Origin of the sequence: Pseudarthrobacter sp. NBSH8 (assembly GCF_014217545.1) — a bacterium.
Taxonomy (GTDB): Bacteria; Actinomycetota; Actinomycetes; order Actinomycetales; family Micrococcaceae; genus Arthrobacter.
In genome coordinates this window covers 1,857,089-1,880,786 of record NZ_CP043178.1, presented here as the reverse complement: position 1 = coordinate 1,880,786, position 23,698 = coordinate 1,857,089, and the positions used below count along the sequence as shown (strand labels likewise).

26 protein-coding genes are annotated in these 23,698 nt (G+C 65.7%); 7 read left to right on the top strand and 19 right to left on the bottom strand.

The annotated features are described in order from the left end of the window. Window positions 1–13 precede the first annotated feature (13 nt). Window positions 14–709: a sortase domain-bontaining protein gene (locus FYJ92_RS08625; RefSeq protein WP_185263468.1), complete on the bottom strand. Its 696-nt coding sequence runs from the start codon at window positions 707–709 to the stop codon at window positions 14–16. Between the two features lie 24 nt (window positions 710–733). Beyond that, entirely contained in the window at window positions 734–1,504 is a 771-nt protein-coding gene (locus FYJ92_RS08620; protein ID WP_185263467.1) for a CHRD domain-containing protein, read from the bottom strand. A gap of 116 nt (window positions 1,505–1,620) precedes the next feature. Here FYJ92_RS08620 and FYJ92_RS08615 point away from each other — a divergent pair, with 116 nt between their 5' ends. The 4 genes from FYJ92_RS08615 (at window position 1,621) to FYJ92_RS08600 (ending at window position 4,853) form a co-directional block, all read left to right on the top strand. Beyond that, window positions 1,621–2,118 carry a hypothetical protein gene (locus FYJ92_RS08615; RefSeq protein ID WP_185263466.1) on the top strand — a complete coding sequence of 166 codons (498 nt, stop codon included), beginning with the start codon at window positions 1,621–1,623 and terminating at the stop codon, window positions 2,116–2,118. A gap of 204 nt (window positions 2,119–2,322) precedes the next feature. Further along, window positions 2,323–3,687 (top strand): DUF2254 domain-containing protein, encoded by a 1,365-nt coding sequence (locus tag FYJ92_RS08610; RefSeq protein ID WP_370526227.1) that lies wholly within the window; start codon window positions 2,323–2,325, stop codon window positions 3,685–3,687. A 384-nt stretch (window positions 3,688–4,071) separates the two neighbouring features. Continuing rightward, the gene (locus tag FYJ92_RS08605) at window positions 4,072–4,386 is read left to right on the top strand and encodes a hypothetical protein (protein WP_185263465.1); all 315 of its coding nucleotides are present in this window, start codon (window positions 4,072–4,074) and stop codon (window positions 4,384–4,386) included. Between the two features lie 59 nt (window positions 4,387–4,445). After that, window positions 4,446–4,853, top strand: a complete 408-nt coding sequence (locus FYJ92_RS08600) for a four-helix bundle copper-binding protein (protein ID WP_185263464.1) — start codon at window positions 4,446–4,448, stop codon at window positions 4,851–4,853. Window positions 4,854–5,092: 239 nt separating this feature from the next. On the opposite strand, the gene FYJ92_RS08595 is transcribed toward FYJ92_RS08600, so the two are convergent. Continuing rightward, window positions 5,093–6,052 carry a transposase gene (locus FYJ92_RS08595; RefSeq protein ID WP_185263463.1) on the bottom strand — a complete coding sequence of 320 codons (960 nt, stop codon included), beginning with the start codon at window positions 6,050–6,052 and terminating at the stop codon, window positions 5,093–5,095. A gap of 300 nt (window positions 6,053–6,352) precedes the next feature. Further along, window positions 6,353–6,736 carry a MerR family transcriptional regulator gene (locus tag FYJ92_RS08590; protein WP_185263462.1) on the bottom strand — a complete coding sequence of 128 codons (384 nt, stop codon included), beginning with the start codon at window positions 6,734–6,736 and terminating at the stop codon, window positions 6,353–6,355. 180 nt (window positions 6,737–6,916) lie between these two features. Between FYJ92_RS08590 and FYJ92_RS08585 the strand changes: the two genes are divergently transcribed. Then, window positions 6,917–8,437, top strand: coding sequence for a SulP family inorganic anion transporter (locus FYJ92_RS08585; RefSeq protein WP_185263461.1), 1,521 nt, complete (start codon window positions 6,917–6,919; stop codon window positions 8,435–8,437). Between the two features lie 81 nt (window positions 8,438–8,518). Here FYJ92_RS08585 and nhaA read toward each other — a convergent pair whose 3' ends face one another. Continuing rightward, window positions 8,519–9,862, bottom strand: coding sequence for a Na+/H+ antiporter NhaA (nhaA, locus tag FYJ92_RS08580; RefSeq protein ID WP_185263460.1), 1,344 nt, complete (start codon window positions 9,860–9,862; stop codon window positions 8,519–8,521). A gap of 495 nt (window positions 9,863–10,357) precedes the next feature. Here nhaA and FYJ92_RS08575 point away from each other — a divergent pair, with 495 nt between their 5' ends. After that, window positions 10,358–10,600 (top strand): lipopolysaccharide assembly LapA domain-containing protein, encoded by a 243-nt coding sequence (locus FYJ92_RS08575; RefSeq protein ID WP_255482356.1) that lies wholly within the window; start codon window positions 10,358–10,360, stop codon window positions 10,598–10,600. Window positions 10,601–10,823: 223 nt separating this feature from the next. Here FYJ92_RS08575 and FYJ92_RS08570 read toward each other — a convergent pair whose 3' ends face one another. From FYJ92_RS08570 to FYJ92_RS08515, 12 genes are all read right to left on the bottom strand, one after another. Continuing rightward, complete coding sequence (locus FYJ92_RS08570; protein WP_185263459.1) at window positions 10,824–11,258, bottom strand: DUF302 domain-containing protein; 435 nt, start codon at window positions 11,256–11,258, stop codon at window positions 10,824–10,826. Window positions 11,259–11,361: 103 nt separating this feature from the next. Further along, window positions 11,362–11,619, bottom strand: a complete 258-nt coding sequence (locus tag FYJ92_RS08565) for a metal-sensitive transcriptional regulator (protein ID WP_144662938.1) — start codon at window positions 11,617–11,619, stop codon at window positions 11,362–11,364. Window positions 11,620–12,335: 716 nt separating this feature from the next. After that, entirely contained in the window at window positions 12,336–13,454 is a 1,119-nt protein-coding gene (locus FYJ92_RS08560; RefSeq protein WP_185263458.1) for an ABC transporter ATP-binding protein, read from the bottom strand. Then, window positions 13,451–14,317: an ABC transporter permease gene (locus FYJ92_RS08555; protein WP_185263457.1), complete on the bottom strand. Its 867-nt coding sequence runs from the start codon at window positions 14,315–14,317 to the stop codon at window positions 13,451–13,453. The genes FYJ92_RS08560 and FYJ92_RS08555 overlap by 4 nt, the downstream gene beginning before the upstream one ends. Further along, window positions 14,308–15,117 (bottom strand): ABC transporter permease, encoded by an 810-nt coding sequence (locus FYJ92_RS08550; protein ID WP_185263456.1) that lies wholly within the window; start codon window positions 15,115–15,117, stop codon window positions 14,308–14,310. The genes FYJ92_RS08555 and FYJ92_RS08550 overlap by 10 nt, the downstream gene beginning before the upstream one ends. Window positions 15,118–15,175: 58 nt before the next feature. Further along, a complete protein-coding gene (locus tag FYJ92_RS08545) occupies window positions 15,176–16,420 on the bottom strand; it encodes an ABC transporter substrate-binding protein (protein WP_219729694.1) in 1,245 nt (414 codons plus the stop codon). A gap of 71 nt (window positions 16,421–16,491) precedes the next feature. Next, entirely contained in the window at window positions 16,492–17,916 is a 1,425-nt protein-coding gene (locus FYJ92_RS08540) for a radical SAM domain-containing protein (RefSeq protein ID WP_185263455.1), read from the bottom strand. Between the two features lie 30 nt (window positions 17,917–17,946). Then, entirely contained in the window at window positions 17,947–18,495 is a 549-nt protein-coding gene (locus FYJ92_RS08535) for a carboxymuconolactone decarboxylase family protein (RefSeq protein ID WP_185263454.1), read from the bottom strand. A gap of 72 nt (window positions 18,496–18,567) precedes the next feature. Continuing rightward, window positions 18,568–18,867 carry a DUF427 domain-containing protein gene (locus FYJ92_RS08530; protein WP_185263453.1) on the bottom strand — a complete coding sequence of 100 codons (300 nt, stop codon included), beginning with the start codon at window positions 18,865–18,867 and terminating at the stop codon, window positions 18,568–18,570. After that, a complete protein-coding gene (locus tag FYJ92_RS08525; protein ID WP_255482355.1) occupies window positions 18,864–19,532 on the bottom strand; it encodes a Crp/Fnr family transcriptional regulator in 669 nt (222 codons plus the stop codon). Before FYJ92_RS08525 ends, FYJ92_RS08530 begins: the two co-directional genes overlap by 4 nt. Window positions 19,533–19,648: 116 nt before the next feature. Further along, window positions 19,649–20,101, bottom strand: coding sequence for a hypothetical protein (locus tag FYJ92_RS08520; RefSeq protein WP_185263452.1), 453 nt, complete (start codon window positions 20,099–20,101; stop codon window positions 19,649–19,651). 158 nt (window positions 20,102–20,259) lie between these two features. Then, window positions 20,260–20,832 (bottom strand): class I SAM-dependent methyltransferase, encoded by a 573-nt coding sequence (locus FYJ92_RS08515; protein WP_219729692.1) that lies wholly within the window; start codon window positions 20,830–20,832, stop codon window positions 20,260–20,262. A 177-nt stretch (window positions 20,833–21,009) separates the two neighbouring features. On the opposite strand from FYJ92_RS08515, the gene FYJ92_RS08510 reads away from it, so the two are divergent. Next, window positions 21,010–22,449, top strand: coding sequence for an NAD(P)/FAD-dependent oxidoreductase (locus tag FYJ92_RS08510; protein WP_185263451.1), 1,440 nt, complete (start codon window positions 21,010–21,012; stop codon window positions 22,447–22,449). Here the strand turns inward: FYJ92_RS08510 and FYJ92_RS08505 are convergent. Together FYJ92_RS08505 and FYJ92_RS08500 are read right to left on the bottom strand one after the other, a co-directional pair. Further along, a complete protein-coding gene (locus FYJ92_RS08505) occupies window positions 22,358–23,020 on the bottom strand; it encodes a CDP-alcohol phosphatidyltransferase family protein (protein ID WP_255482354.1) in 663 nt (220 codons plus the stop codon). The genes FYJ92_RS08510 and FYJ92_RS08505 overlap by 92 nt on opposite strands. 19 nt (window positions 23,021–23,039) lie before the next feature. After that, window positions 23,040–23,675 carry a TVP38/TMEM64 family protein gene (locus FYJ92_RS08500; RefSeq protein ID WP_185263449.1) on the bottom strand — a complete coding sequence of 212 codons (636 nt, stop codon included), beginning with the start codon at window positions 23,673–23,675 and terminating at the stop codon, window positions 23,040–23,042. Window positions 23,676–23,698: the final 23 nt, after the last annotated feature.

Genomic DNA, 23,698 nt, shown 5'->3' with positions numbered 1-23,698 from the left:
GGAGAGGTCTATTTCAGGCTTTGAGTTTGGCGTAGATGACGTAGTTGTCGTCGAAGAGCCCGGTGGCGGGGTCGTAGCCGTCGCAGGTGATCAGGCGGAGTTCGGCGCCTGGGGTGTTGCCGTAGACCTCGAGGGTGGGGAACCCGTTTTTGCTGTAGAGGGCTCCGCGGTCAACGGTGAACACGGCTGTGCTGCCGTCGGTTCGGGAGACGTTGATCTCGGTACCGGGTGTGAGTTTGCGGAGGTCCGCGAAAACACCCTGGTTGCTGCCGAGCGCGTTGACGTGGCCCAGCATCACGGAGGGCCCGCGTTCCCCGGGGGTTGGTGAGCCGTTGTACCAGCTCGCTGGTGCGCCGCTGCCGGTGTCCTGCGGGACTTCCAGGGAGCCGTTCTCCCGCAGGCCCAGGTGGAGCAGGTCGGTCCGGACCCCGATCGAGGCAATGCTCAGGGTGACCGGAGCTGACGCACCCAACACCGGAAGCTGTTGGGCGGCCGCCGCCGGGGCAGCCGCTGGAGGCGCGGTGGGTGGGGACGGGGCCGACGGCGGGCTGGCCGGCACCGAAGACGAGGCAGAGGCCGAAGGCATGGCGCCGGCGTCGGGAGTTCCCGATGTTCCGGCGGCGCAGCCGGCCAGGGCCAGCAGGAGCAGAACCCCGGCCGCCGCGGGGGCCAGGAAGCCCCCGCGGCGGCCGTGGTCCGTGGTTCTCACAGTATTGATCCGCTCAGCCTGGGCTTAGGCTGCTGCGTTGGCGTTGCGGCGGCGCACTGCGTAGGCTCCGCCGGCGAGAGCGACCAGGACCAGGCCACCGCCCAGGGCGAGGGCTCCGGCGTCGTTCCCTGTCTCCTGGCTGACACCGGTGTCAGCGCCGCCGGCGGGCATCTTCATCTGCCCGGCCGTCAAGGTCCCGCACAGGGCAGGGGACGTCGCGGCCAGCGGCAGGGTCGGTGCCAGGTCTGACTTGGCAGCCTGGCCGGCCGCGCTGAGGGTGGCGGGGTCAAGGCCGTGGACCACAACAACGGCCGTACCGGCAGCCAGGGCGGTCTTGGTCTCGGCGTTCAGCTCGAACGTGCGGTCAACAGTGTAGGAGGCGCCCTGCCCGGCGACCTTAAGGTCCAAGCCCGCTGCCGGGCTGGTGTCCCCGCTGGTGGAGAGAGTGGTCACGATACCGCCGTAGAACGGGGCACCTTCGGTGGTGGAGATGACCTGGTCGCCGTCCTTATCCGCCGACGGTGCCGGGCAGGTGCCCTGGGCTCCGCCGTGGATATGCTGGACGTGCGGGTACGGTGCGTCCATAAACGTCGAGGCCAGGCCCGAAACGTTCAGGACAACGTGGGCCTGATTGCCGGTGACATCAACCGTGACGGTGCCCGAACCTGTGCTGCCGTTGATCTGGCCCAGGGTCGACTGGTAGGACTGGTCCGCTGCCATCGCGGGGGAACTGGAAAGGGCCAGTGCGGCCAAAGCCAGGGTGGGGACGGCCATAAAGCGAAGTGTCTTATTCATTGGAAGATCTCCTCATACACGCGAGTGTGATGTTGGTGCCCCCGAAGAAGGGGGCACGGGTACTTCGGAGCAACACGCGGACCGGATGGGCGCGGATGTGGCAGTTCAGTAAATCTATGGTGCCCATCGAAGCGTCTGTCGGCGGCGTAGCAGTTCCTGCCGTTATGTATGCGCTGATCAATCTGGCATCCCGGATGTTTACCGGGAAGACCGCCACCCGTGACCTGACCCGACGCGCCTACTGGAGGGTTTCGGCCGCAACACATAGTCAGGAAGGTTCGCGGCGGGAAATCGCTGCTGCGATGTTTGGATACATTTGGCACGTAGCGACGCTTCGGGACCGTGCCGGTGGTGCCGTGGCCTGCAGCACCTCGGACTCGCTGAGGCGGTTCCTGCGCAGCTGGTTATGCGCCGCCGACCCTTCAAAGAAGGCGACGGTGACGATGAAGTCGAAAGCGTTCAGCTGCCCCAGGGTCCTCTTGCCCGAGGCCCCCAGGAGGGCCACCAAGGCCCCGTACTACACCGAGCCGATGATCATGACCCGCAAGATCTCCGCCCGGGAGTCAAGCCACATGCGCTTCCTGCCCGGTCTCCAGCACTGTTCGGGCTTCTAATGGCATGGGTACTCCTGTGGCGTTGGAGGGTTTTGGGGTGCTTTATACGGACACCGGGACGTAGCGGACAGTACGCTTAATATTTACGGTTCGGCGAGCTTCGAGCCAGTACCCAGGGTACTGGTAACGAAGAAAAGGACTCTCCGTATCTGATCCTCTGATGGGAGTGAAGACAATGACTGAAGCACCTGTAAGGCTGGGGGCATGTTCCCGATGACTGGGCGTGTCGATCATTGGATGGATGCGTTGCGGACACAGCTGTGGCCTCTTCCGGTGTTAGCGGTTGCGCTGGCTGTGGGTCTCGGGACGGCGGTGCCTGCCCTGGATGCTGCAGTTGACGGCAAGTTGCCAGAAAGTGTCACAGTTGTTCTCTTCAGTGGAGGGCCGGAGGCGGCCAGGTCTGTATTGCAGGCGATCTCGGGTTCCCTGATCACGGTGACGTCCCTGACGTTTTCACTCACCGTGGTCACGTTGCAGCTGGCCAGCAGCCAGTTTTCCCCGCGGCTGCTGCGGACTTTTACCTCGGATCGGTTCGTCCACGGGACGCTGGCCCTCTTTCTGGCTGCCTTTGCTTTCGCGTTGACCGTCCTTCGAAGCGTCCGCGGCGAAGGCAGCGGAAGCAGCCCGTTCGTACCTGAAATTTCCGTCACTGTCGCGTTCGTTCTCGCCATAGGCAGTGTTATCGGGCTGGTGCTCTTTTTGGCGCATCTCACCCGGGAGATCCGGGTGGAAACCATGATGCGCAGGGTCAACGTGGAAACCCAGGAGACCATCGACCGTGTCTTCCCGGCGGACCGCTCCCTGCCGGCACCGGATCCGGTCCCGGCAGAGGGGAAGATCCTTATCAACTCCACCAGTTCCGGATTCCTGACCTCCGTTGACAAGGGCGCACTGAAGCGGGCCGCCGAAGATGCGGGGGCAGTGATAAGGATTGACCGGGAACCTGGCAGTTCCCTGGTGGCTGGTGTTCCCTTCGCCACTGCCTGGCCCGTTCAACCGGGCGCAACGCTCACATCCTCAGCCCGGGAAAGGCTGACTGAGGCGGTTAACGCCGCTGTGGCCACCGGGTTTGAACGCACCAACGTCCAGGACGTCGGATTCGGATTCCGCCAGCTGGTCGACGTCGCTGCCCGTGCACTCTCCCCAGGTATCAACGACCCCACCACCGCAGTGCACGTCATCGGGCACCTTTCCGTTCTCCTGTGCCGGCTGGCGGAGCGAAACCCTGGCCCTGAGCATCTCAGTGACGACGACGGGCGGGTGAGGGTTGTGGTTTCGCTTCCGGAACTCGAGGACCTTCTCGACATGGCGATGAACCAGCCCAGGCAATACGGAGCGGCAGATCCGGCCGTTGCAGGCCGGCTCCTGGGCTTGCTTCGGGAACTCACCTGGTGCGACCGGAAGGACAAATACCGGATGGCTATCCGAGAGCATCTGGGCCGAATGCGCAACGCGATCGGTGCCGCTGACTATTCGCCGGGAGAACGGCGGAGCCTGCTGGAGCAGGCAGACTCCATAAACCTCTTGCAGACAGAGAACCTGCACCCCGGCAAAAAGGAGAGCCCGTGAGATTCCCGGCCCGGAACGGGACAATCAGTGCCCGGCCGGGGCTTGGTGCCCTGCGCTTGAGATTGCGAAGGCGGCAGCGGTACTCGTCGCAGCCTTGGCATGCTGGCAAGGCGCGTCCCGCAGCGTGGCCTTCCAAGCCGACGCAAAAAGTAATGCACGTGTGATGGTTTGAACGGTGGCCGGAGATTAGTCTGGACAGATGGTGTCCACCAGGAAGTGGAAATGGCCGCGCTGAGTTGGTCTTCACGAGGAATGCTTCGCTGCCCGTTCCCGGTGCGGGGCGTATTCGTGTGGTTCCTTCTGGCCCTCCTCCTCGCGGGGGCTGCCTCCTACACTCACGGCAGCCGGTACGCCATCGTCCCGGGTCACAGTTCCTTACAGTCAATGGAGAAACGGGACGTTGAGGCAATGCCGCCGGAAACCGCAGCCAGCCATGCCGGCGCTTCGGCATCGGCGTCCCAGCCCGTCAGCGTCGTCCTCGAGGCCGGCCCGTCCGTTGAGCCTGAGGATCTGGATCAGGAATGCTGTGAACGGCGTCTGGCTCCCCGGAGCGAACCGGCACCGGTGAGGACTGGCGCAGTGGACCCGCCGTCCTTGACGCACCAGGAGCCCGGTGACGGAATTCTTTATAGCGTTGTACCTTCGGAACCGGCTTTGCCGGCGCTGACGGTGGTCAAGCTTTCCATCAGCAGGACGTAGAAACGGTTCGCTGTTCCACTCCGTCACGACCCGCTGTTCAGATCCGGAAAGAGAAACCAATGACACATGTACAGTCCATGCTGGACGCCCATCCTGAGGACCTCGGAAACATTGATAAAGCCAAGCTCGTGGAATGCATCCAGGCGTGCTTTGAGTGCGCTCAGACGTGCACCGCGTGCGCCGACGCCTGCCTCAGTGAAGAGATGGTCGCCGAGCTGACCATGTGCATCCGCACCAATCTTGACTGCGTCGATATCTGCGTGGCGACCGGGAAGATTCTCTCGCGCCACGGCAGCTACGACGCTGACATCACCCGCGCAGTGCTGGAAGCGTGCCGTACCGTCTGCAAGGCGTGCGCCGATGAATGCGGGCAGCATGCGTCGATGCACCGCCACTGCGAGGTGTGCGCCGAAGTCTGTCGCCGCTGCGAGCAGGCGTGCGCTGATCTGCTCACCTCTTTGGGCTGAGGGGGTAATAATGACACATTCACAGATTTCCCGGGCGGATCGTGGTGCCCGGCAGAAGGCGCGGCCAAGCACCGCAGCGCGGGGCGGGCTCTCAGAGGATCCGCAACTGCGCCGGATGCTGATCACACACATCCACTGCGGTGAGCCCATGCAGCCGGTAACCGTGGACCCGGGCCTGCCTATTGGGTCCCCAGGAAGGAATGACGGCGGCCTGCTGACGTACAGGTGCGTGTGCGGGTTTAGATTCGATCAACGGCGGGACTGACCGGGCCGGTGTTCAGCGGCCATGGTTGCAGGAGGCTCCTGCCCGGTCGCTGATGGTGTGACGTTCGGGCGGGACCGCCCGCGGGGAAGGAGTAAGGAATGATCCGCCGGGTGTTGGCGGTGCTCCTGAGCTTGCTCCCGGCCCTCTTCAGCCTGCCATATCTGATCGGTGGAGGCAGGACATGAAGGCGGTGGTTGCCGGGGCAGGCATTGCGGGCCTGGTCGCTGCCCGCCAGCTCGGCGTGGCCGGTTGGGATGTCGAGCTCCTCGAGAAATCGGCCGCTCCGCGCCCCGATGGCTACATGATGGACTTCTTTGGCGGCGACCTGCTTGTCGATCCGCTTAAGGTGCCCGGCGAGCAGTTCGGCCTGCTCGAGATCGGCCTGATGGGTGAACTGCAGCGCCGGTTCTTCAAAGCGCTGGCGGTGCAGCCACAGGCTGTGTTCTTTCGTCCATCTGGTCTCTTTGGGGTAGCGGATGCCGTGGCGCAGCAAGATGGCGTTCAGGTGCCGGCGGGCGTGCGCGAGGTCCCTGGCCGTGCCGGAACGCAGCCGGGACAGGTCCCGGAGGGCTTCTTCCTCGGGGTCAGGGATCCGCACCTCGGTGACCGTGCCGACCGCGAGCATTTCGGCCAGCACCCGGGCGTCGCGCCGGTCGGTTTTAATCCGGTCCCCGGGTGCGCGGAGCAGTTTCGAGGACGCCGTGATCACGCAGTTGATACCTGCGGTCTGCAGGTATCGGGCCAGGACGAACCCGGTGGGACCGGATTCGTAGACGACCGTGACCGGCGGCTTAAACCGGCGGACCCACTCCAGCACCATGGCCGGGTCAGCGGGCATGGTGCAGTTGCTGATTTCGCCGGTGGCCGGGTTCAGTGGAGGGCCCACGACGTTGACCGCGTGAACATCCAGACCGATGAAAGTATGCTGATACATAGCCGGGACCTCCCAAACTTCACATGTGGCACTACCATTGCACCCCCGACGAGCCGTCGAGCCAAGGGAACCGTCAATGGCAACCCACGGACCTCTGTGAAACAGAAGGCCCCGCCCCCCTCACACTTCTCCCTGACGTCACCTGCCCGTCCGGGATAAAGGACATCACCGCCGGGGATCAGGCCCCGCAGCGCCGCATTCCTGAGACAGGAAACGGATCACACCAAGCCGGCGCTGAGGGACCGCCCGGCGATAATGGCCGGCCCGGACGGGCAAGTTCAGCACCACACTTCATATTGTCTAGGGCCGTGCGCTGAGCCTCTGGATGAACTCGTCCGCTTGGGCCAGGTTCCGGGCTATCTTGGCCCGTTGATGGACCGCTTTCTCCAAGAACCCGCAGAGTCGGGCGTGCGCCTCCTCCGTGGCGCCCATGGCCTCGTCCGGGGCCAGGATGCCGAGGATCCCGGCCATTTCCTCCAGCGAAAACCCCAGCGGCTTCATCTGCTTGATGACCATGAGGCGCTCGAAATCAGCCTCCGAATAGACCCGGAAGCCCCCGTCGGTCCGCGCAGTGGCCGGCAACAGACCGACGTCGTCGTAGTGGCGAATGGTCCGCAGGGACAGACCCGTCCGTTCTGCCAGTTCACCAATGTGCATCGTGCCCGTGCTTGTTTTTGCCGTCATCAGGGGCCTCCGTCCTGTTCTGATTTCAAACCCTACCATCACGTTAGGGTAGAGTTTCTGGTGAGTGGTGAGACCTGCAAGGGCAGTTCCCGCTCTTCCCGGCGCGGCGTTGCGCCCCTACATTCTTCGACAAAGCGAAGCCGCATGCGCGCGTCTTCCTGACCATGAACGGAGCCAGCAATGGCCGTCAAGACCGCCGGGGATAACCCGGCCTTTACCCCTGAACAACTGCAGTCTGTCCGGGAAACCCTCAAGTCTCCGCGCCGGCTAAAGACCGAAGTCCTCGCCGGACTGGTCGTCGCCCTCGCGCTGATCCCTGAAGCGATCGCCTTCTCGATCATCGCCGGCGTCGATCCGCGGATCGGGCTCTTTGCCTCCTTCACCATGGCCGTGACGATTGCCTTCGTCGGCGGCCGTCCGGCCATGATCTCGGCGGCGACCGGAGCGATTGCTTTGGTGATCGCGCCGCTGGTGAAGTCCCACGGCCTGGACTATTTCGTCGCCGCCGTCATCCTGGCCGGAGTCTTCCAGATCATTCTCGGTCTATCAGGTGTGGCGAAGCTGATGCGCTTTATTCCCCGCTCGGTGATGGTGGGCTTCGTCAACGCCCTGGCCATCCTGATCTTCATGTCCCAGGTTCCCGAACTCATCAATGTTCCGTGGCTGGTCTACCCCCTCGTTGTGTTGGCGCTCGTGATCGTGTTCGGCCTGCCGAAGCTGACCAAGGCTGTGCCGGCCCCGTTGGTCGCCATCGTCGTGCTGACACTCATCACGGTTTTCGTCTCCGTGGGTGTCCCGACCGTGGGAGATAAGGGAGAACTCCCCGAGTCGTTGCCGACCCTGTTCATCCCGAACGTGCCGATCAACCTGGAGACCCTACAGATCATCTTCCCCTTCGCCCTCGCCATGGCCTTCGTGGGCCTGCTCGAATCCCTGATGACCGCCAAACTGGTTGACGACGTAACCGATACCCGCTCGCACAAGACCCGCGAGGCCTGGGGCCAGGGCGTGGCAAACATCGTCACCGGGTTCACCGGCGGCATGGGCGGCTGCGCGATGATCGGCCAGACCATGATCAACGTCAAAGCCTCCGGCGCCCGTACCCGGATCTCCACCTTCCTCGCCGGCGTTTTCCTGCTCATCCTCGTCGTCGCCCTCGGGGATTTCGTCTCCGTAATACCGATGGCCGCCCTCGTCGCGGTCATGATCTTCGTTTCCTGGGCCACCTTCGACTGGCACAGCATCCACCCCCGGACCCTAAAGATGATGCCCAAGAGCGAAACCCTGGTCATGGTCGCCACTGTCATCGTGGTCGTCGCCACCCACAACCTAGCCATCGGCGTCGGCGTCGGTGTCCTTGTGGCGATGGTGCTCTTCGCCCGCAGGGTCGCACACCTCGTCACAGTCGAGCGCACCGTCAGCTCCGTTGGCGGGCACGAAACCGCGACCTATGTGGTGGACGGGGAGCTGTTCTTTGCCTCCTCGAACGACCTCTACACTCAGTTCGAATACGCTCTGGACCCGGCACACGTGATCATCGATATGCACGCCTCCCATCTCTGGGACGCGTCCACGATTGCGGCCCTGGACGCGATCACCGAGAAGTACCGCCACCACGCTATTGACGTGAAAATCATCGGACTCAACGATGCCAGCATCCTGATGCGTGAACGCCTCGGAGGCAAACTCGGCGGCCACTGACCCCTCACGGCCGCCCTTACGTGCAGGGTCCCCTACCGCATAGCCGGTAGGGGACCCTTCAGGTGCGTGGATCGGGTCAGGTCACCGGTGGCTGTCTTCCTGGTAAACGTCCGGGATGCCGTCTTGGTCTGTATCGATGGCTTCCTCGGCCTGCACGGCTCGGTACTGACGGTTCCGCGTGACCAGTACTGCCGCCGCCAGGAGGGCGGCCAGCAGCGACGCGGCTAGGATTCCGACCTTGGCGTGGTCATCGTGGGCGCTGCCCTGTCCGAAGCTCAGCTCGGCCACGAGGAGTGAAACCGTGAAGCCGATCCCAGCCAAAAGCGAGACTCCGAATACATCGATCCACTTCAGGGACTTGTCCAGAGACGCGCGGGTGGCCTTGGTGAGGAGCCAGGTGGTGCCCAGGATTCCGATTGGTTTGCCCAGCACCAACGCCACGATGATGCCGATGGCTACAGGATCGGTCAGAGCCGAGATCAGACCGTCCCAGCCACCCACGGCGACACCGGCGGCGAAGAAAGCGAAAACCGGGACTGCGATGCCGGCGGAAATAGGCCGGAACCGGTGTTCGAAGATCTCAGAGAGGCCAGGTCCGGCAGCGGGGCCGCCGCTGGCCTGGGACCGGATGACAGGGATAGCGAACCCCAGGAGTACACCGGCGACGGTGGCGTGGATACCGGAGGCATGCACCAACGCCCAGGTGATTACGCCCAGAGGGAGAAGGATTACCCACGCCGCGGCGGGTCTGGTGCCAAAGAACCGGCGGTACTTCTGAGCCAGGAACGTGTAAACCGCCAGCGGAAGGAGGGCCAGCAGCAGCGGCCCGACCTGGATATCGGAGGAGTAGAACACCGCGATGATGCTGATGGCCAGAAGGTCATCGACCACGGCCAAAGTCAGCAGGAAGATCCGCAGCGCACTGGGCAGGTGCGACCCGATGATCGCCAGCACAGCCACTGCGAAAGCAATGTCGGTTGCCGTAGGGATGGCCCAGCCCCGCAGGGTCTCAGGACTGGCCAGATTGATCAGCGCATAAATAACGGCAGGAACTGCTACACCGCCGACAGCCGCTGCGATGGGCACCACGGATTTACTGAACTGGCGAAGGTCTCCGGCCACGAACTCACGTTTGAGTTCCAGCCCCACAAGAAAGAAAAAGATCGCCAACAACCCGTCTGAAGCCCAGGCCCCCAAGCTGAGTTCCAGATGCCAGGGCTCGAACCCGACGCGGAAGTCCCGCAACGCGAAATAGCTATCGGAGACCGGGGAATTGGCCCAGATCAGGGCAATGACTGCTGCGGCGACCAGTAAGATCCCGCCAACGGTTTCCTTCCGCAGGATTTCACCGATTCGCAGCACTTCGCCGTAGCTCCCCCGTCCCAAAACGGAGGAACGCGGAGGAGCAGAAGGGTTTTTACTCATGAAGGTGTCCTAAACTTTGGGGCGACAAAGAACGTGCCGACCAGACTTCCCGGCTCACCTCCAGTAAGTCTACACATTTTGTAATGGTCACTGACGCACACTGGACCTTGGCCGGCCTCCAACGGTATACGGGAACCATGTAGGGACCGGCCGTACCCGGGACCGCGCCGCGGCCACCAACGCTTTTATACCCGCATACCCGCTGGCCGTGAGAGTGCCGGCATAGAGGACGAGTGTCTGCGGAAGGAGTACGGTGTGAGATATCCGTCAGGTACGGGACGGACTACTCCGGATTTAAGGGGATGAAGCCGTGGCTGCTAACCCAGCGTCGAATCCTTCAACCGGCCCAGACCACCTCCCGCACGCGATCAACAGATCCGTACCTTCCAAGCCGAAGCGTGCCCCTCGGAGTCCATTCCCCGTCCTCGGCCCGGGTCCGAGGCGCGGGCCGGGACGATCTGGGTTGCGGTCAGCACCGGGCTGATCCTTCTGATATTGCTGATCATCTTCATCCTGCAGAACCAGGACCGAGTGACCGTACACTACCTTGGCGTGGCCGGGGAGCTTTCCGTGGGCATGTCGCTGTTCATCGCCGCGGTGGCTGGCGGGATTCTGGTGGCCGTTGCCGGAGAAGCGCGGATCCTCCAGCTGAGAAGCCAGTCCCGCCACCGTCACAGCCAGCCGCAGGCCGTGCCGGGACCGGGAACAACCGGGCAGCCCGGACCTAGTAGGACTTAATTAGGTCGTGCCTTGTGGTTGGCAGCACGGGGCAGTCTCAGTCCTGGTCTCGGCAAACTCATCGGGTTTCATGCCTCGAAAAATATGAGGATCGATCAGGATTAAAAGCCGCCACGCCGACCAAACTAAGTACTACTAGACCCGTACCGTAAGATTTCGCCGCCGCTTCGACGTGCAGCGGCGGGAACAGTGATTTTCCGGCGCGGACGGTGTCGGGGCGGTTTTAGAGGGTCGCTGGCCTTGCGCCCGCGGCATCGGCCAGCCTGTGGAGGGCTTCGCGGAGTTTGGCGTCGGCTTCGTCGGCGACGGCGCGGACGACGAGGCTGTCGCTGAGCTGGACCATGGTTTGTGGGTCTATGGCTTCGACGGTGGTTTCGCGCGCGTCCTTGCCTCGCCGGACAACGACATTGCACGGCAGCAATGCTCCGAGCGCCGGATCGGCTGCGAGGGCACGGCTCGCCAGCATGGGGTTGCAGGCCCCGAGGATTATGTAGTCACCGACGGCATCCCCGGCGTCGATCCCGAGTTTGGACTCAAAAGTGGAGCGGACATCAATTTCGGTAAGGATGCCAAAGCCCTGTTCACCGAGCACCGCACGCGTGCGCTGGACTGCGTCCTCCCAGGACAGCGGGACGGTAACGGTATGCGTGTAGCTCATCGGTTTGCTCCTAATGTGTCGTGACATGTTCGGGTCCGGGCCAGTCCGTGGCCGTGACAGTTTGGGGGAACTCCCCGGCACCGGGGTCTTGGGGTCCTGCCTGTCAGGCGAGGGAGAGGAAGAGCTTTTCCAGTTCTTTTTTGTCCATGGTGGTGTCTTCGCGGACGATGCACTGCTCCAGCCCGCTGGCGATGATCGCGAAGCCGGCCCTGTCCAGGGCCTTCGAGACGGCAGCCAGTTGCGTGACGATGTCCTTGCAGTCCTTCCCCTCCTCCAGCATGCGCGTGACAGCAGCGAGCTGGCCCTGGGCGCGCTTGAGGCGGTTGACCACTGGGGTCAGTTCAGTCGAATCGAGTTGCATGAAGTCTCCAATAACGTGAGCATGTTGCCATTCACTATATACCCCCTCGGGTGTTTCGCATACCCACTGGGGTATCTATAATACTCAGCAGGTTATACACCGACGACCTTTTCGAGAGGCCCCCAGGACTTCCCATTCCCCCTCCACCGCATAACGCACTGGCCCCGGAGACCTTGCGCTGCTGGCACGCCGAGCATCAGGACCATATGGGCATCGACGTACGCTCTGCCGCGAGCTCAAGTCGATGCACATCCGGGAGGGTGAACTTCCCGTCCTCGTCGGACAGGAACCGGTGCCGTAGTCCAGGGCTTGAGCCGCAGTGAGGTCCTCGGCTGCCACGAAGGAATGGCCGGCCCCTCTTGATAAAGATGAATCTGCTCAGGACCTGTCCCTCTATTGTGTGTTCGCCGTTCGTGCGGCCTGGCGTGGACGCTGCTGCCTCCCCTGCCGGCTCGGATCTCGGCCAGCGTCTCGCGCTCGGGGAAGCAGGCCGAGCCGATGACCAGGGCGCCTCCGGAGCTGGGCTGGCCGGAGGGCAGAGGGTTGTTCAGCGGGGTCCGCGCCGGCGCCGCGGGCGGCCAGCCCGAGCGTGAGTAGGGTCCCTGCTGCCGGGGCAACGGTCCGTGTCAGGGGAGGTCTCATGGTCATGTTCGTTTTCTTACCCCGGCAGTTCCCGGGCGGGATGTTCGGAGACGTCGACCGTGGGCGCCGGACCGTCAGGTTCTCCCGGTGGCCATGACTGCGGCGGCGGTGTCGCCCGTGGTGGGTCCGTTGGTGCCCGGCGGGTCGGGGATGAACGCCCGCGCGGAGATCGGGATCGTGAGACGAATGGCATCACCGACGCCCAGCAGACGGCCCCAGGGCGCCTCTGCCTGGAGGGCGATACCGGACACATCGACGGTGACCAGCCGGCGGGGTCCCAGCACCCGGATGTCCGTCACGATCGCGGGCACGCCGTGCCCTGCGGGGCCCCGGGCATTCTCCTGGATGCCGATGCTTTCCTGGCGGATGACCATCACGCCAGGGCCGTCGGGCCAGTCGGTGTCCGCCGGCAGGTCAAGGTCGCCCAGGGCCGAGTAGTGGACTCCGTCCCGGACAGTTCCTGTAACTTCGTTTGTGCCGCCCATGAGCCGGTGGACTTCCAGGGACGCGGGCCGGGAGTATACGAGGTCGACGCGGTCGTGCTGGAGCAGCCTGCCGCGGCTGAGGAGCGCGATGTGGTCGGCGACGGCGGCCGCTTCGTCGCGGTCATGGGTGACCATGAGGATGGTGGGGGCCAGCCGCTCCCGCAGCTGTGCCAGCAGCTCGTGCATGGTGGAGCGCAGTTCCTGGTCAAGGGCGCTGAACGGCTCGTCCAGGAGCAGGATGGCAGGCCGGGCGGCCAGGGCCCGTGCGATGGCCACCCGCTGGGCTTGCCCGCCGGAGAGGGCCGTCACGGGACGGCTGCCGTACCCTTCAAGCTGCACCAGGTCCAGGAAATGGGCGGCATCGGCGCGGGCGGCCCGGCGGCGGACACCGCGGACGGCAGCAGCGAAGGCCACATTGTCCAGGACGCTCAGGTGGGGGAACAGCAGCGGGCGCTGGGAGACCAGGGCCATGCCGCGGTGTTCGGGGCTGACCCGGGCCAGATCGGTGCCACGAAGAACGATCCGTCCGGCGTCCGTGGCTTCGAGTCCGGCCACGGCGCGCAGCAGCGTACTTTTCCCTGACCCGGACGGCCCCAGGACGGCAGTGCATGAACCGCCCTCCAGAGTGAGGTGCACGTCCTTCAGGACCTGCGCTGATGAGCTACTGAAAGACTTCGAAAGTCCTTCGATAACCAACGTGTCGCTCATGATAGATCTCCCGGGGGTTTGCGTGCGAAGAAGCCAAGACCCAGCAGCACGATCAGCGGTGGAAGGACTGCCGTCGCTGACAGCACCGCAACGACGGAATCGTTGCCCGTGCCCGAGGCGGCCGAAGCGACGAGAAGCGGAACGGTGGTAAATGCGCCGCCGCCGACCAGAAGCGTGATGAGGTAGTCGCTCCAGCCGACCAGGAAGGCCAGGAACGCACTGCGTGCCAGTGCCGGGGCCAGCAGCGGCACCTGCACCCGGGTAAGGACCTGCCACCGGGTGGCTCCCAGGGTGCGGGCCTCGTCTTCAAAGCCACGGTCATGCGCCCCGTAGGCCACACGCATGGTGTACGTCGTGTACGGCAGGGCGTAGGCGCTGAGGATGAGGATCACCCCGGCCAGGGGCGGGACCTGCAGCCTCAGGAGCAGCACGTTGAGCCCGAAGGCCGCCGCGAACGCCGGGAGCGCCAACGGTGCAAACAGCACGGCGTTGACGGCCGCGGGGAAGGGGACCCGGTGGTAGGCCAGGGCCCGGGCGGCCAGCGCGCCGAGCGGGGTGGCGACGGCGCTGACCGCCAGTCCCAGGCCCAGGGAACGGGCGCAGGCCGGGACCGCGCCCTGGGCCAAGGCCGACCGGACGCCGTCGAAGCCCCAGACATCGGGCATGGCGGCCGGATAGGACCAGCGGTCCGCGAAGAGCCACAGTCCCAGCGGTGCCAGGGGAAGGAGGAACCACGACGCCAGCGCCAGGGTCAGCACTGTGCGTCCCGCCCGGCCCGGGGCGCGGGAGGCCCTCAGGGCCGAGCCGTCCCCGCGCGGCGGCGTCCAGGGTGTCCGCGGGCCCGCAGGAAGCGTCACCGCCATAGCGGAATCCTCCTCAGGAGGGCGAACGCTGCGGTGGCGGCCCCGAAGGACACGATCGTGGTCACCATCGCGAGGGCTGCGGCCTCGGGCCGGGACGTCAACGACGCGGAGCCGAAAACCCGCAGCGCCATCACCGGAAGAGGTTCGGGATAGGGCCGGCCGAGGAGCCAGGCGACCTCGTAGGAGCCGAAGGTGTAAACGAAGACGATCGTTGCGGAAACAGTCAGCGCCGGAAGGCTCAGCGGCACCAAGACGTGCCGGATGCGCCGGATGCGGCCGGCTCCCAGGAGGGCCGCCGTTTCGTCATAGCCCGTTGAGCGGGTGATCAGGGCGCCGGTGACGACCAGGGCGACGAAGGCTGATTCCTTCCAGCTGTAGTCGGCAATGACCGCGATCCACCAGGGGCCTCCGACCAGCCGCGGCCAGGCCTCCCCCGCCCCGGTCAGCCGGGACAGCAGGCCGGAGTCCGAGAGCAGCAACCCGACGGACGCGGCCCCGACGATGTGCGGAAAAGGGATCGTGAGGGTACTGACGGCGGCAACGACCCGGCCGCACCAGCGGCCCTGGACCATGACCAGGGCCGCCGTGAACCCCACGACGGAAGCGGCGATGGTTGACGCCGACGCGATGGCCAGGGACAGGCCGATAGCGGCTGGAAGGTCCGGGGCCACCGCGGTGTATGCCCCGAGGGTCAGTGACGGGCTGCCGGCCAGGGGCAGCAGGCCCAGGCTTTGGGCGGCTGCGGTCAGCAGCCCGCCCAAAACGACGAAGGATGCCATCAGCACCGCCGGGGCAGTCATCAGCGCCGGCGGCAGGGGTCTGCGCGGGCTCAGCGGGGCACGGCTGGAGACCACTGCGTCACCGGCCCGTGAGGATCTGACGCCGCCAGGCCTCGTCGAGTTCCGGCACCCATGCGGCCGAAAGTTCCGGGTTGGCGCTTTTCGACAGCACATCGTAGGCGGGAACCACCGGCGATGGCGGCAGGGCATCGAACATGGCCCGCTGAGGAGCGCTGAGCGCGGCCGGGTCAAGAACCGGGAACTGCCCCCAGACTCGCGGGTCCGCTTTGGCGGCCTGCTGTTCCGGGGAGAGCGCCAGGTTCGCGACGACCATTGCCCCCGCCTGGTGCCCGGAGGTTGACGGGATCGCCAGGAAGCTCGCGTTCCCCACCGTACCTTCGTCCAGGGTGAGGACTTTCGTGGCCGCCGGGTAGGTGCCGTCGGCGACGAGTTTGGTCAGGGTGGCCGGGCCGTAGGTCATGGTGAAATCGACCTGTCCGCCGGCGAACAGGGCGTTCAGTTCCCCGGATGTTTTCGGGTATGTCTTCCCTTCGCGCCACAGCGACGGGGCAAGGCCGGTGAGCGTGTCGAACAGGGCCGGGGTGAGCCTGTCGAATGAGGCCCGGTCGAAGCCCAGCGGCACGTTGGTGTATCCGCCGGAGACGCTGTAAAGCACCTGCCGGGTGAAGACGGAGCCGGTGAAGTCCGGCGGTGCCGGGTACGTGAAGCGGCCCGGGTGCGTCCGGGCCCAGTCCAGCAGCCCTGCCAGGGTCTTCGGCGGGTCGGTGACGGTGGCGGAGTTGTACGCGAAGCTGAACTGGGCCTTGCTCCACGGCGCTTCGCAGCCCTCAACCGGTGTCCCGAAATCGTTGGCCAGCAGCGGATCCGACGGCGCGGTGAGTTTCATATTGGGCAGCATCGGGGTCCAGCCGCACCACCATGCCCCGGCCTGCTTGCCGGTGCCGAAGTTATCGCCGTTGACCCAGACAAGGTCGACGCCGCCCTCTCTTGTTCCGGCCTGCACTTCGGTCAGGACACGGTTCAGGGCATCTTTCGTGTCGGCGACCGGGACGCGTTGAAGCGTGACCCCTTCTTTCGCCGCCGCGGGTGTCAGGGTGTTATCGACGTAGGAATTGGCCTGCTCGTCGCCGCCATACATCCAAAGGCGCACGGTCTGGCCCTGGGCAGCTGCGGTGACCTGGTCCCAGCCTGTGAAGTCGGTCTGCGCCGCCGGTGGGGCGGCGCAGCCGGCCAGGGCCAGCGCAGCGACCGCGATCGCGGCCGCACCGGTGAGCATATTTCTGGCGCGGAGGGTAAAAGTCATGGGCGGTGTGACGGTCCTGTCAGGGTGGTGATCGGCTACGGCGGGGCCTCTTCGCCGGGTGTTGGCTGTTCTCACGGCTGCGGCTCCGCGGCCGCCGGTGTGACGGGGCGGAGAGGGAGCATTTTTCGCAGCCCGGCGTTTTCTGCCGCGTCCAGGCTCGAATGCTGGACGCAGGCCGGGACGAGGCGCCCGGTTTCGGGGTGGCTCATCGCGTACATGCAGGAGCCGAGGCGTTCCTGGGTTTCCCGGATCTTCGGGTCAGCGCTGGTCACGCCGCGCTCCATTAGCGCCCATGCCGGTGCGACGTCTGCGGCGTCCATGAAGTTGTGCACCACGAACGTTTTGAACGACAGCCGGCGGCTCCAGGCAGCGGACGCCACCGCACCCAGGCCGCCGGCCCGGCGCACGAGGCGGCGGGCAAAGGACACGATGACGGGAAGGTCGTCCGGGTGGGCCAGGAGTGCCCGGAGGATTTTGGTGCCGACGATCCACGCAGGGGTGCCGCCGAAATACATGCCGCCGTGGTGATTCAGGAGCCTGTCGCGCGCGGCGAGGTCCCGGGGATCGTCCGGGTCCAGCAGTGGGGTGAGCACGGATCCGGTGCTGAGGGCGACGGCGGTCCGGTTGCACCGGGTGTCCCCGAACTGGGTTCCCTGCCAGGGAATGGGTTGGCCGGCGCCTGCTTCGATGCGGGACCAGACGGCGTCGATGGTGATCTCCTCGAAGTCCTCGGACCATCTCCGGTCATCCCCGATGTAAGCAGCCGGCTGGAAGGAGAGCATGTCGTACGGCATGCCCAGCACCGCGTGGGTCACCTCGGCGACCTGGTCGACATTGGCGGGGGTAACGGTCATGTTGTGGGCAATATAGGAGCTGACGCCGTGGTCGTGTTTAAGGGCAACGAACATTTCCGCGAACCGGGCACGGAACGGGTTCAGTTCGGCTTCATTACGGGGGCGTACGGCCCCGCGACGTCCCCGCATCAGGGAATCGAAGTGGGCGGCAAAGGACACTTTCCGGAACCGGGGGCGGCCCTCGTCGTCCAGGACGACGTCCAGGAGGTAGTCGTAGTCGAAATCGCCGTGGGTCATGGACATGGGTTCGCGGCCGTTAGCGTGCATGGCTTGCAGTGCTGCGGCGTGGTCGTTGGCCGGGAGCAGGCTGACTTCTCCGCCGATCAGCTGGGCGTGGGCGCGGGGGCCGCGGACCCGGCGCAGGAACTCCATTTGTTGTGTGACGGCTGTGATGGTGTGTTCGCCGTCGATCCGGACTTTGTTCGCGTCCGCTGAGTGGTAGCACGGTGAGCAGGTCAGATTGCATTTGGGAAACACGCCGTGGGTGCCTTCGCACCCGACGGCGCTTCGTCCCAGCAGCTGCGCCGGTGTCTTCACGTGTCCGGGGAGCCCGGCCCAGCGCTGATCCATCGCGGCCCTGCTCTCCGGGTGGACCGGGCGTGTGAGGAGCTCGACGCTCCGGAGGAGGGCTGCGATCTTCATGGTTCTCCTGCTGTGCTGGTGTGAGGTGTCTTAGGCGGTCAGTTCCGGGACGGCTGGCAGGTCCAGTTCGGTTCCGGCGTAGTGGTTGAAATAGTTGGTGAACAGATTGGCCGCGATGTGGGCGAACGCCTCCGAGAGTTCCTCGGCGCTCCAGCCGGCGTTTAGGGCGGCCTGCCAGGTCGCGTCGGAGACGTTCCCGGTCCTGGCCGCGGCTTCGCGGGCGACCGAGGAGATCGCTTCGAGTTTGTCGTCGAAGTTCACTTCGCCGGCGCGGATCGCGATGATTTGCTCATCGTCCAGCCCTGCCCGGCGTGCCGCGAGGGTGTGGGCGGCCTGGCAGTAGTCGCAGCCGTTCTGGTTTCCGACGGCCAGGGCAATCGCTTCGCGGGTGCGGGCGTCATAGCTGCCGTGTTCGGCGATAGCGGCGGACATCCCCATGTAGGAGGCGATCACGGCCGGTGAGTGGGCCATCCCGGCGTGGATGTTGAGCAGTTTGCCCATCTTCTGCTCCAGTTTCCGGGCGTTGCCTTGGGACGCTTCGGGGGCCGTGGCAACGGTGTGGGCGGGAATGCGTGGCATGCGGAAACTCTCTTATCTATTGGGACTGACAGGACAAAAATGCAGGGCGGAGGAAGCGGCAGAGGCGACCGGTCAGGGCCGGGCGCCGCTGACGATGACGCCCCCGCCGGGGGCGAAGGCCACATGGCCTTTGATCATCCGGGCCAGGGGCGTCGGCCGCGGGTAGGACCAGGCGGCGTTCGGTGCCCGGTGGTCCCCCGCGCGGACGTGGTGGTAGCGGGCAACCCCCTTCCAGAAGCACAGGGTGCGGACCCAGCTGTTTTCCAGCGTGCCCGGCACCAGCGACTCCCGGGGGAAGTAATGGTTGCCCTCCAGATACACCGTCTGGCCGGAGCGGGCGATCACCTGGCCGTAAAACGTGGCGGTGATCATGAGGAGCTCCGGGCCAGTGTGCGCAGGACGTCGCGGTCCTGGATGACGATGCGTCCGCGGCCCTGGCGGATGGCTTTTTTAGCTGTGAGGTCACCCATGATCTTGCTGGTGGCCTCCCGTGAGGCGCCGAGGAGGCCGGCGAGCTGTTCGTGGGTCAGGTGGATGGTCCGGGCCTGCCCGAAGCGCGGCGGCCCCGCGGCGTCACCGAGTTTGAGCAGGGTGGACGCCACTTGGGCCGAGAGCGGCCGCAATGCCAGGTCGGTGAGGCGTTCTTCAAGGCGGGCGACCTGTTCGCCCAGGAGCCGCGAGATCCGGATAGCGATGCGCGGATCCGAGAGCAGGAACCGTTCCACCTCGTCCACGCTGAGCTGGCAGATCGCTGCGTCTTCGATGGCCTCGGCGTAGTTGTCATACATCCGCTGGCCCACGAGCATCATTTCCCCGAACACCGCGCCCGGCTCCAGGATGGCCATGGTCAGGGCCTTGCCATCCTCGGCCACCCGGAAAACACGCACCCGGCCGGACTTGAGGATGAACAGGGCCGTGACGGGCTGACTTTGGCTGAACAACAACTCGCCGCGGCGGAACAGCCGGGCCGGGGCCATAAGGTCCATGGCCTCGATCTCCTGTGCACTGAGGTCAGCGAACAGATCAACTTCATTCAAACAACTGAACGGGTCAGTGGGTCCTGCCATGAGGGGGTCGGCCTCTCGTTGCCGCGGGGCCCACGGTCGCAGGTCTCCGGAGACGGTGGCCCCCACATCGACCCGGCAGGAATCGGTCATGCCCGGCTCTTGAGGACGCGGACCGCCACCACTCCCAGAATAACGCCATAAATCATGTGGCCCATGAGACTCATCAGGGCGGTGAGATCAATAGCAAAAAGGGGCATGCCCATCATGGCCGGCATGATCATCAGCGGGCCCAGGACCCACCAGATGGCCCCGTAGCCGAGTCCGACGAGGGCGCCGCGGCCGTACCCGGTGAGAAACCGGTTGCCGAAGAGCACCGTCAGGCCGAGGCCGATCATCACCGAAATCATCAGATGGACGCCGAACCCGATCACCGCGGAGGTGGAGCCGACCATGGACGCGATGACGGGCAGCATGCCCATCACGGCCATGAGCATGCCGAAGACGATACCGCCGGCGATGCCTCCGGCGACCCCGGCGAGGACGCGCCGTCCAATGCCGGTAGCTGAGGTGGGACGGGAAATAGCTGATGCAGAAGCCATGACGGCGACCTTCCATGGAAGAGGTTTTGCTGACGTCTTCAAGGTAGGCCCGGGCCGGGACACCGTTCAGTAATCTGAACTACACAGCAGAAACTAATGGCGGCAGCGGTGCATTGCGCCCTGCAAAGCCGGGATGGGATCGTGGGCGGCAGCTGCCCTTATTTGTCGCGTGTCGTCTTCCCTGCCCGGATCTGGAGGTGTCCGCCCCGGGCGGAGGCGCGCACGACGTCGACGCACCGTTCCTCCACGGCCTGCCAGGGGGCGGCGGTGATGTCGGATCCGCCGACCGCGCACGCCAGCCGCGCCAGCGGAGTCAACCACCGCGCCCATCCCTCCGGTTCCTGCAGGTCCACAACACCGACGCGCGCGTGTGTGGCCAGCAGCCTTGTCATGTTCGTCCACGCCTGCTCCCAGTCCCCCATCAGGGACAACGAATAGGTCGCCAGGGCTGCATCCGAAACCTCGGCTCCCCCGCCTTCTTCAATGCGGGCAGCGATGGTCCCGGGATCGAGCAGCACCATGTCGGCCTGGAGCAGGATCACGTTCTCCCAGCCGCGGGCCTGGGCGCGGCGCCGCGCCTGGTGGAGCATTTCGGCGCTGCGGTCGATGCCGACGATGGTCCCGGAAGAACCAACGCGCTCCTGCAGCAGGGAAAAATTCAACCCGGTTCCGCAGCCGATGTCCAGCACCTGCTGGCCCGTTGTGGGGGCCAGGGCGTCGATGCCCAGCACCCGTCCGGCATGATAGACAGGGTATTCGCCCGAGAACAGATCATAAAACGGGGCGAACAGCGTGTATTTATCGCGGATGGCGGGCTCCTTCTGGTTCGATCCGCCGGCACGGTCCCGGTAGACCGCACCGCCGGGCGCTTTTGTTCGGCATTGAACATCACTTACGAGGAGTCCATCATGGCAGTCGAGAACACGATCGTTGACCTCCTGGTCGTGGGCGGGGGAACCGCGGGAATCGTGGGCGCCAAAACGGCGGCCGGGTTCGGAGCGCAAACCCTGCTGGTCGAACAGGCCCGCACCGGCGGTGACTGCCTGTGGACCGGATGTGTGCCGTCCAAGACCCTCCTCTCGGCAGCCGAACACGCCACGACAGCCCGCGCACTGACCGGCCGCCCCCCGGAATTCGCCGCGGTGCGCAAGCGCATCTTTGCCGCGATCAACACCATCGAACCTGTCGACTCCCCGGAGGCACTCGAAGCCGCCGGCGTTGAAGTCCTCAAGGGCGCGCTGACGTTCCGCTCGCCCGGGGTGGCCGAGGTTGATGGCAGGATGATCCGCTTCCGGCAAGCACTGATCGCCACCGGCGGGGCCCCGGTCAACACCGGCATCCCGGGCCTGGACCCGGGGGCCGCCGTGACCTCGGACACGATCTGGGAACTCGACACTCTTCCGGGGCGGCTGGCGATTGTTGGCGGCGGCCCGATCGCCTGCGAACTCGGACAAGCCTTTGCCCGCCTCGGATCCGAGGTCACCATGATCGTCCGCTCCCGGATCCTCTCCAAGGAAGATCCCGACGCCGCCGACCTCGTCCGGGAGAGCCTGGCATCCGACGGTGTCCGCATCCTGGAGAACGCCACCGTCGAGAACGCGGTCACCACGGACAGCGGATCCCGGCTCCTGCTGGCGGACGGCGCTTCCGTTGACACCGACACGGTCCTGCTGGCAACCGGACGCGCGCCCCGCACCGCGGGTCTGGGCCTGGAACGGATCGGGGTAGGCCTGGACAAGGACGGCCAGGTGATCACGGACACCCGGATGATGACCTCCAACCCGCACATCTGGGCCGCGGGAGATGTAACCGCGAACCCCCAGTTCACCCACCTGGCCGGAGTCCACGCGTCTGTGGCGGCGTCGAACGCGGTGCTCGGGCTCAAACGCCAGGTCAGCAGCACCGTGCCCCGGGTGACGTTCACCTCCCCGGAGGTGGCCGCCGTCGGGCTCACCACCCCCGACGGCGGTCTGCAGCACCGCGCCCGGACTGTCCGCCATACCCATGTCGACCGGGCCGTCACGGAGGACTCGACGGGCGGGTTCACCCGGCTGATCGTGGACCGGCGGGGAAAAATCCTGGGCGGCACGATCGTCGGCCCGCGGGCGGGGGAATCCCTTGCTGAACTGACCCTGGCCGTCCAAAGGGGGATGACGACGTCTGACATTGCCGGAACGACCCACCCCTATCCGACCTTTTCGGACGGGGTGTGGAATGCCGCCGTCGCCGACGTCAGGGAGCGTCTGGCCTCGCCAATCATGCGCGGGGCAATGGCGGGGCTGGTCTGGTTCCGGCGCCGCTGGCTGGACCGGCCCGTACCTCGCCTAGGGACCGGTAGCCGGCGATGATCCGCTGGACGCCGCTGGCGGTCACGAAAAGCGCCCAGACAGCCGCGATTTCCCAGGCGGCACCCGGCAAGACCAGCCAGAGGCTGTGCACGGCCACGGTCTCGGCGCCTTCGGTCAGGCCGCCCAGGAACGACAAGGACCGGCCGTCCCGGAGCTGGCGGCCGGTCTTTTCGGCGATGGAGGAGAAGGCCAGGAACGCCGTACCGTTGATGTAGTAGGCGAAAAGGACCAGCAGGAACGGCAGCCACGGGGCACTGAAGCCCGCGGTCGCGCCGATCCCGACGCCGACCACCGTGGCGCCGTAGACGATGAAATCGGCGCAGATGTCCCAGAATCCGCCCCGCCCGTTGTCTTCAGTCCCCGCGCGGGCGTTCCGGCGCCGGGCCAGGGGGCCGTCGAGGCCGTCGGCCACCCGGCAGAGCAGCCACGCGGCCAGGGCCGGCAGCCACCATTGCACCGCCGCAAGGACCGCGCTGGCAAGGCCAAGAACCAGGTTCAGGCCCGTCAGCCGGTCCGGAGTGATCCACGGCCGGTCCAGCCAGCCGGCGGTCCGCCCCAGAGCTGGCTCCATGACCCGCCGCAACCGGGCATCAAACATCGGTGGCCCTGCCCTTCCGGCGTCGCCGGACCGCGACCGCCAGCCCGGCCACCGTGAGAATGCCGAGTGCCACGAGGGCAAGGTTGAGCTGCCATCCCGGCTGCAGGCCGAACGCACCCAGGGTCACGAAACTCACCGTTCCCGGAAGGATGCCGATGGCGGTCCCGAGGAAGTAGGGCCACCACCGGATGGAGGTCAGCCCGGCGGTATAGTTGATGGCCGTAAACGGCAGCACGGGTACCAGCCGGACACCGATCATGGCCGCCAGGCCGCGGCGCCGCAGCAGCTCATCGACTTTCTCCACCCGCGCCCCGGTGAATTTCTCCACCGCCTCCCGGCCCAGCCAGCGGCCCAGCCAGAACGCGGCGACAGACCCCAGGATCGCGGCGATAAAGACGACGGCGATGCCGCCGGCGAACCCAAAGACCAGCCCCGCGGCTACTGAGAGGACGTTTTTGGGCACCGGCGCCAGCGTCAGCACGGCGTAGCCCAGGATGAAGGCCGCCAGCCCCCACCCGCCGGCGGTTCCGAAATAGCTCCGGATGTCCTCGACCGGCGGAAGCGGAAAAACCAGCGCCACCACGGCGGCGGCGACGACGAGAACCAGCAGGATTCCGAGCCGAATCACGGCCCTGCGTCTGCTGCCCGGGA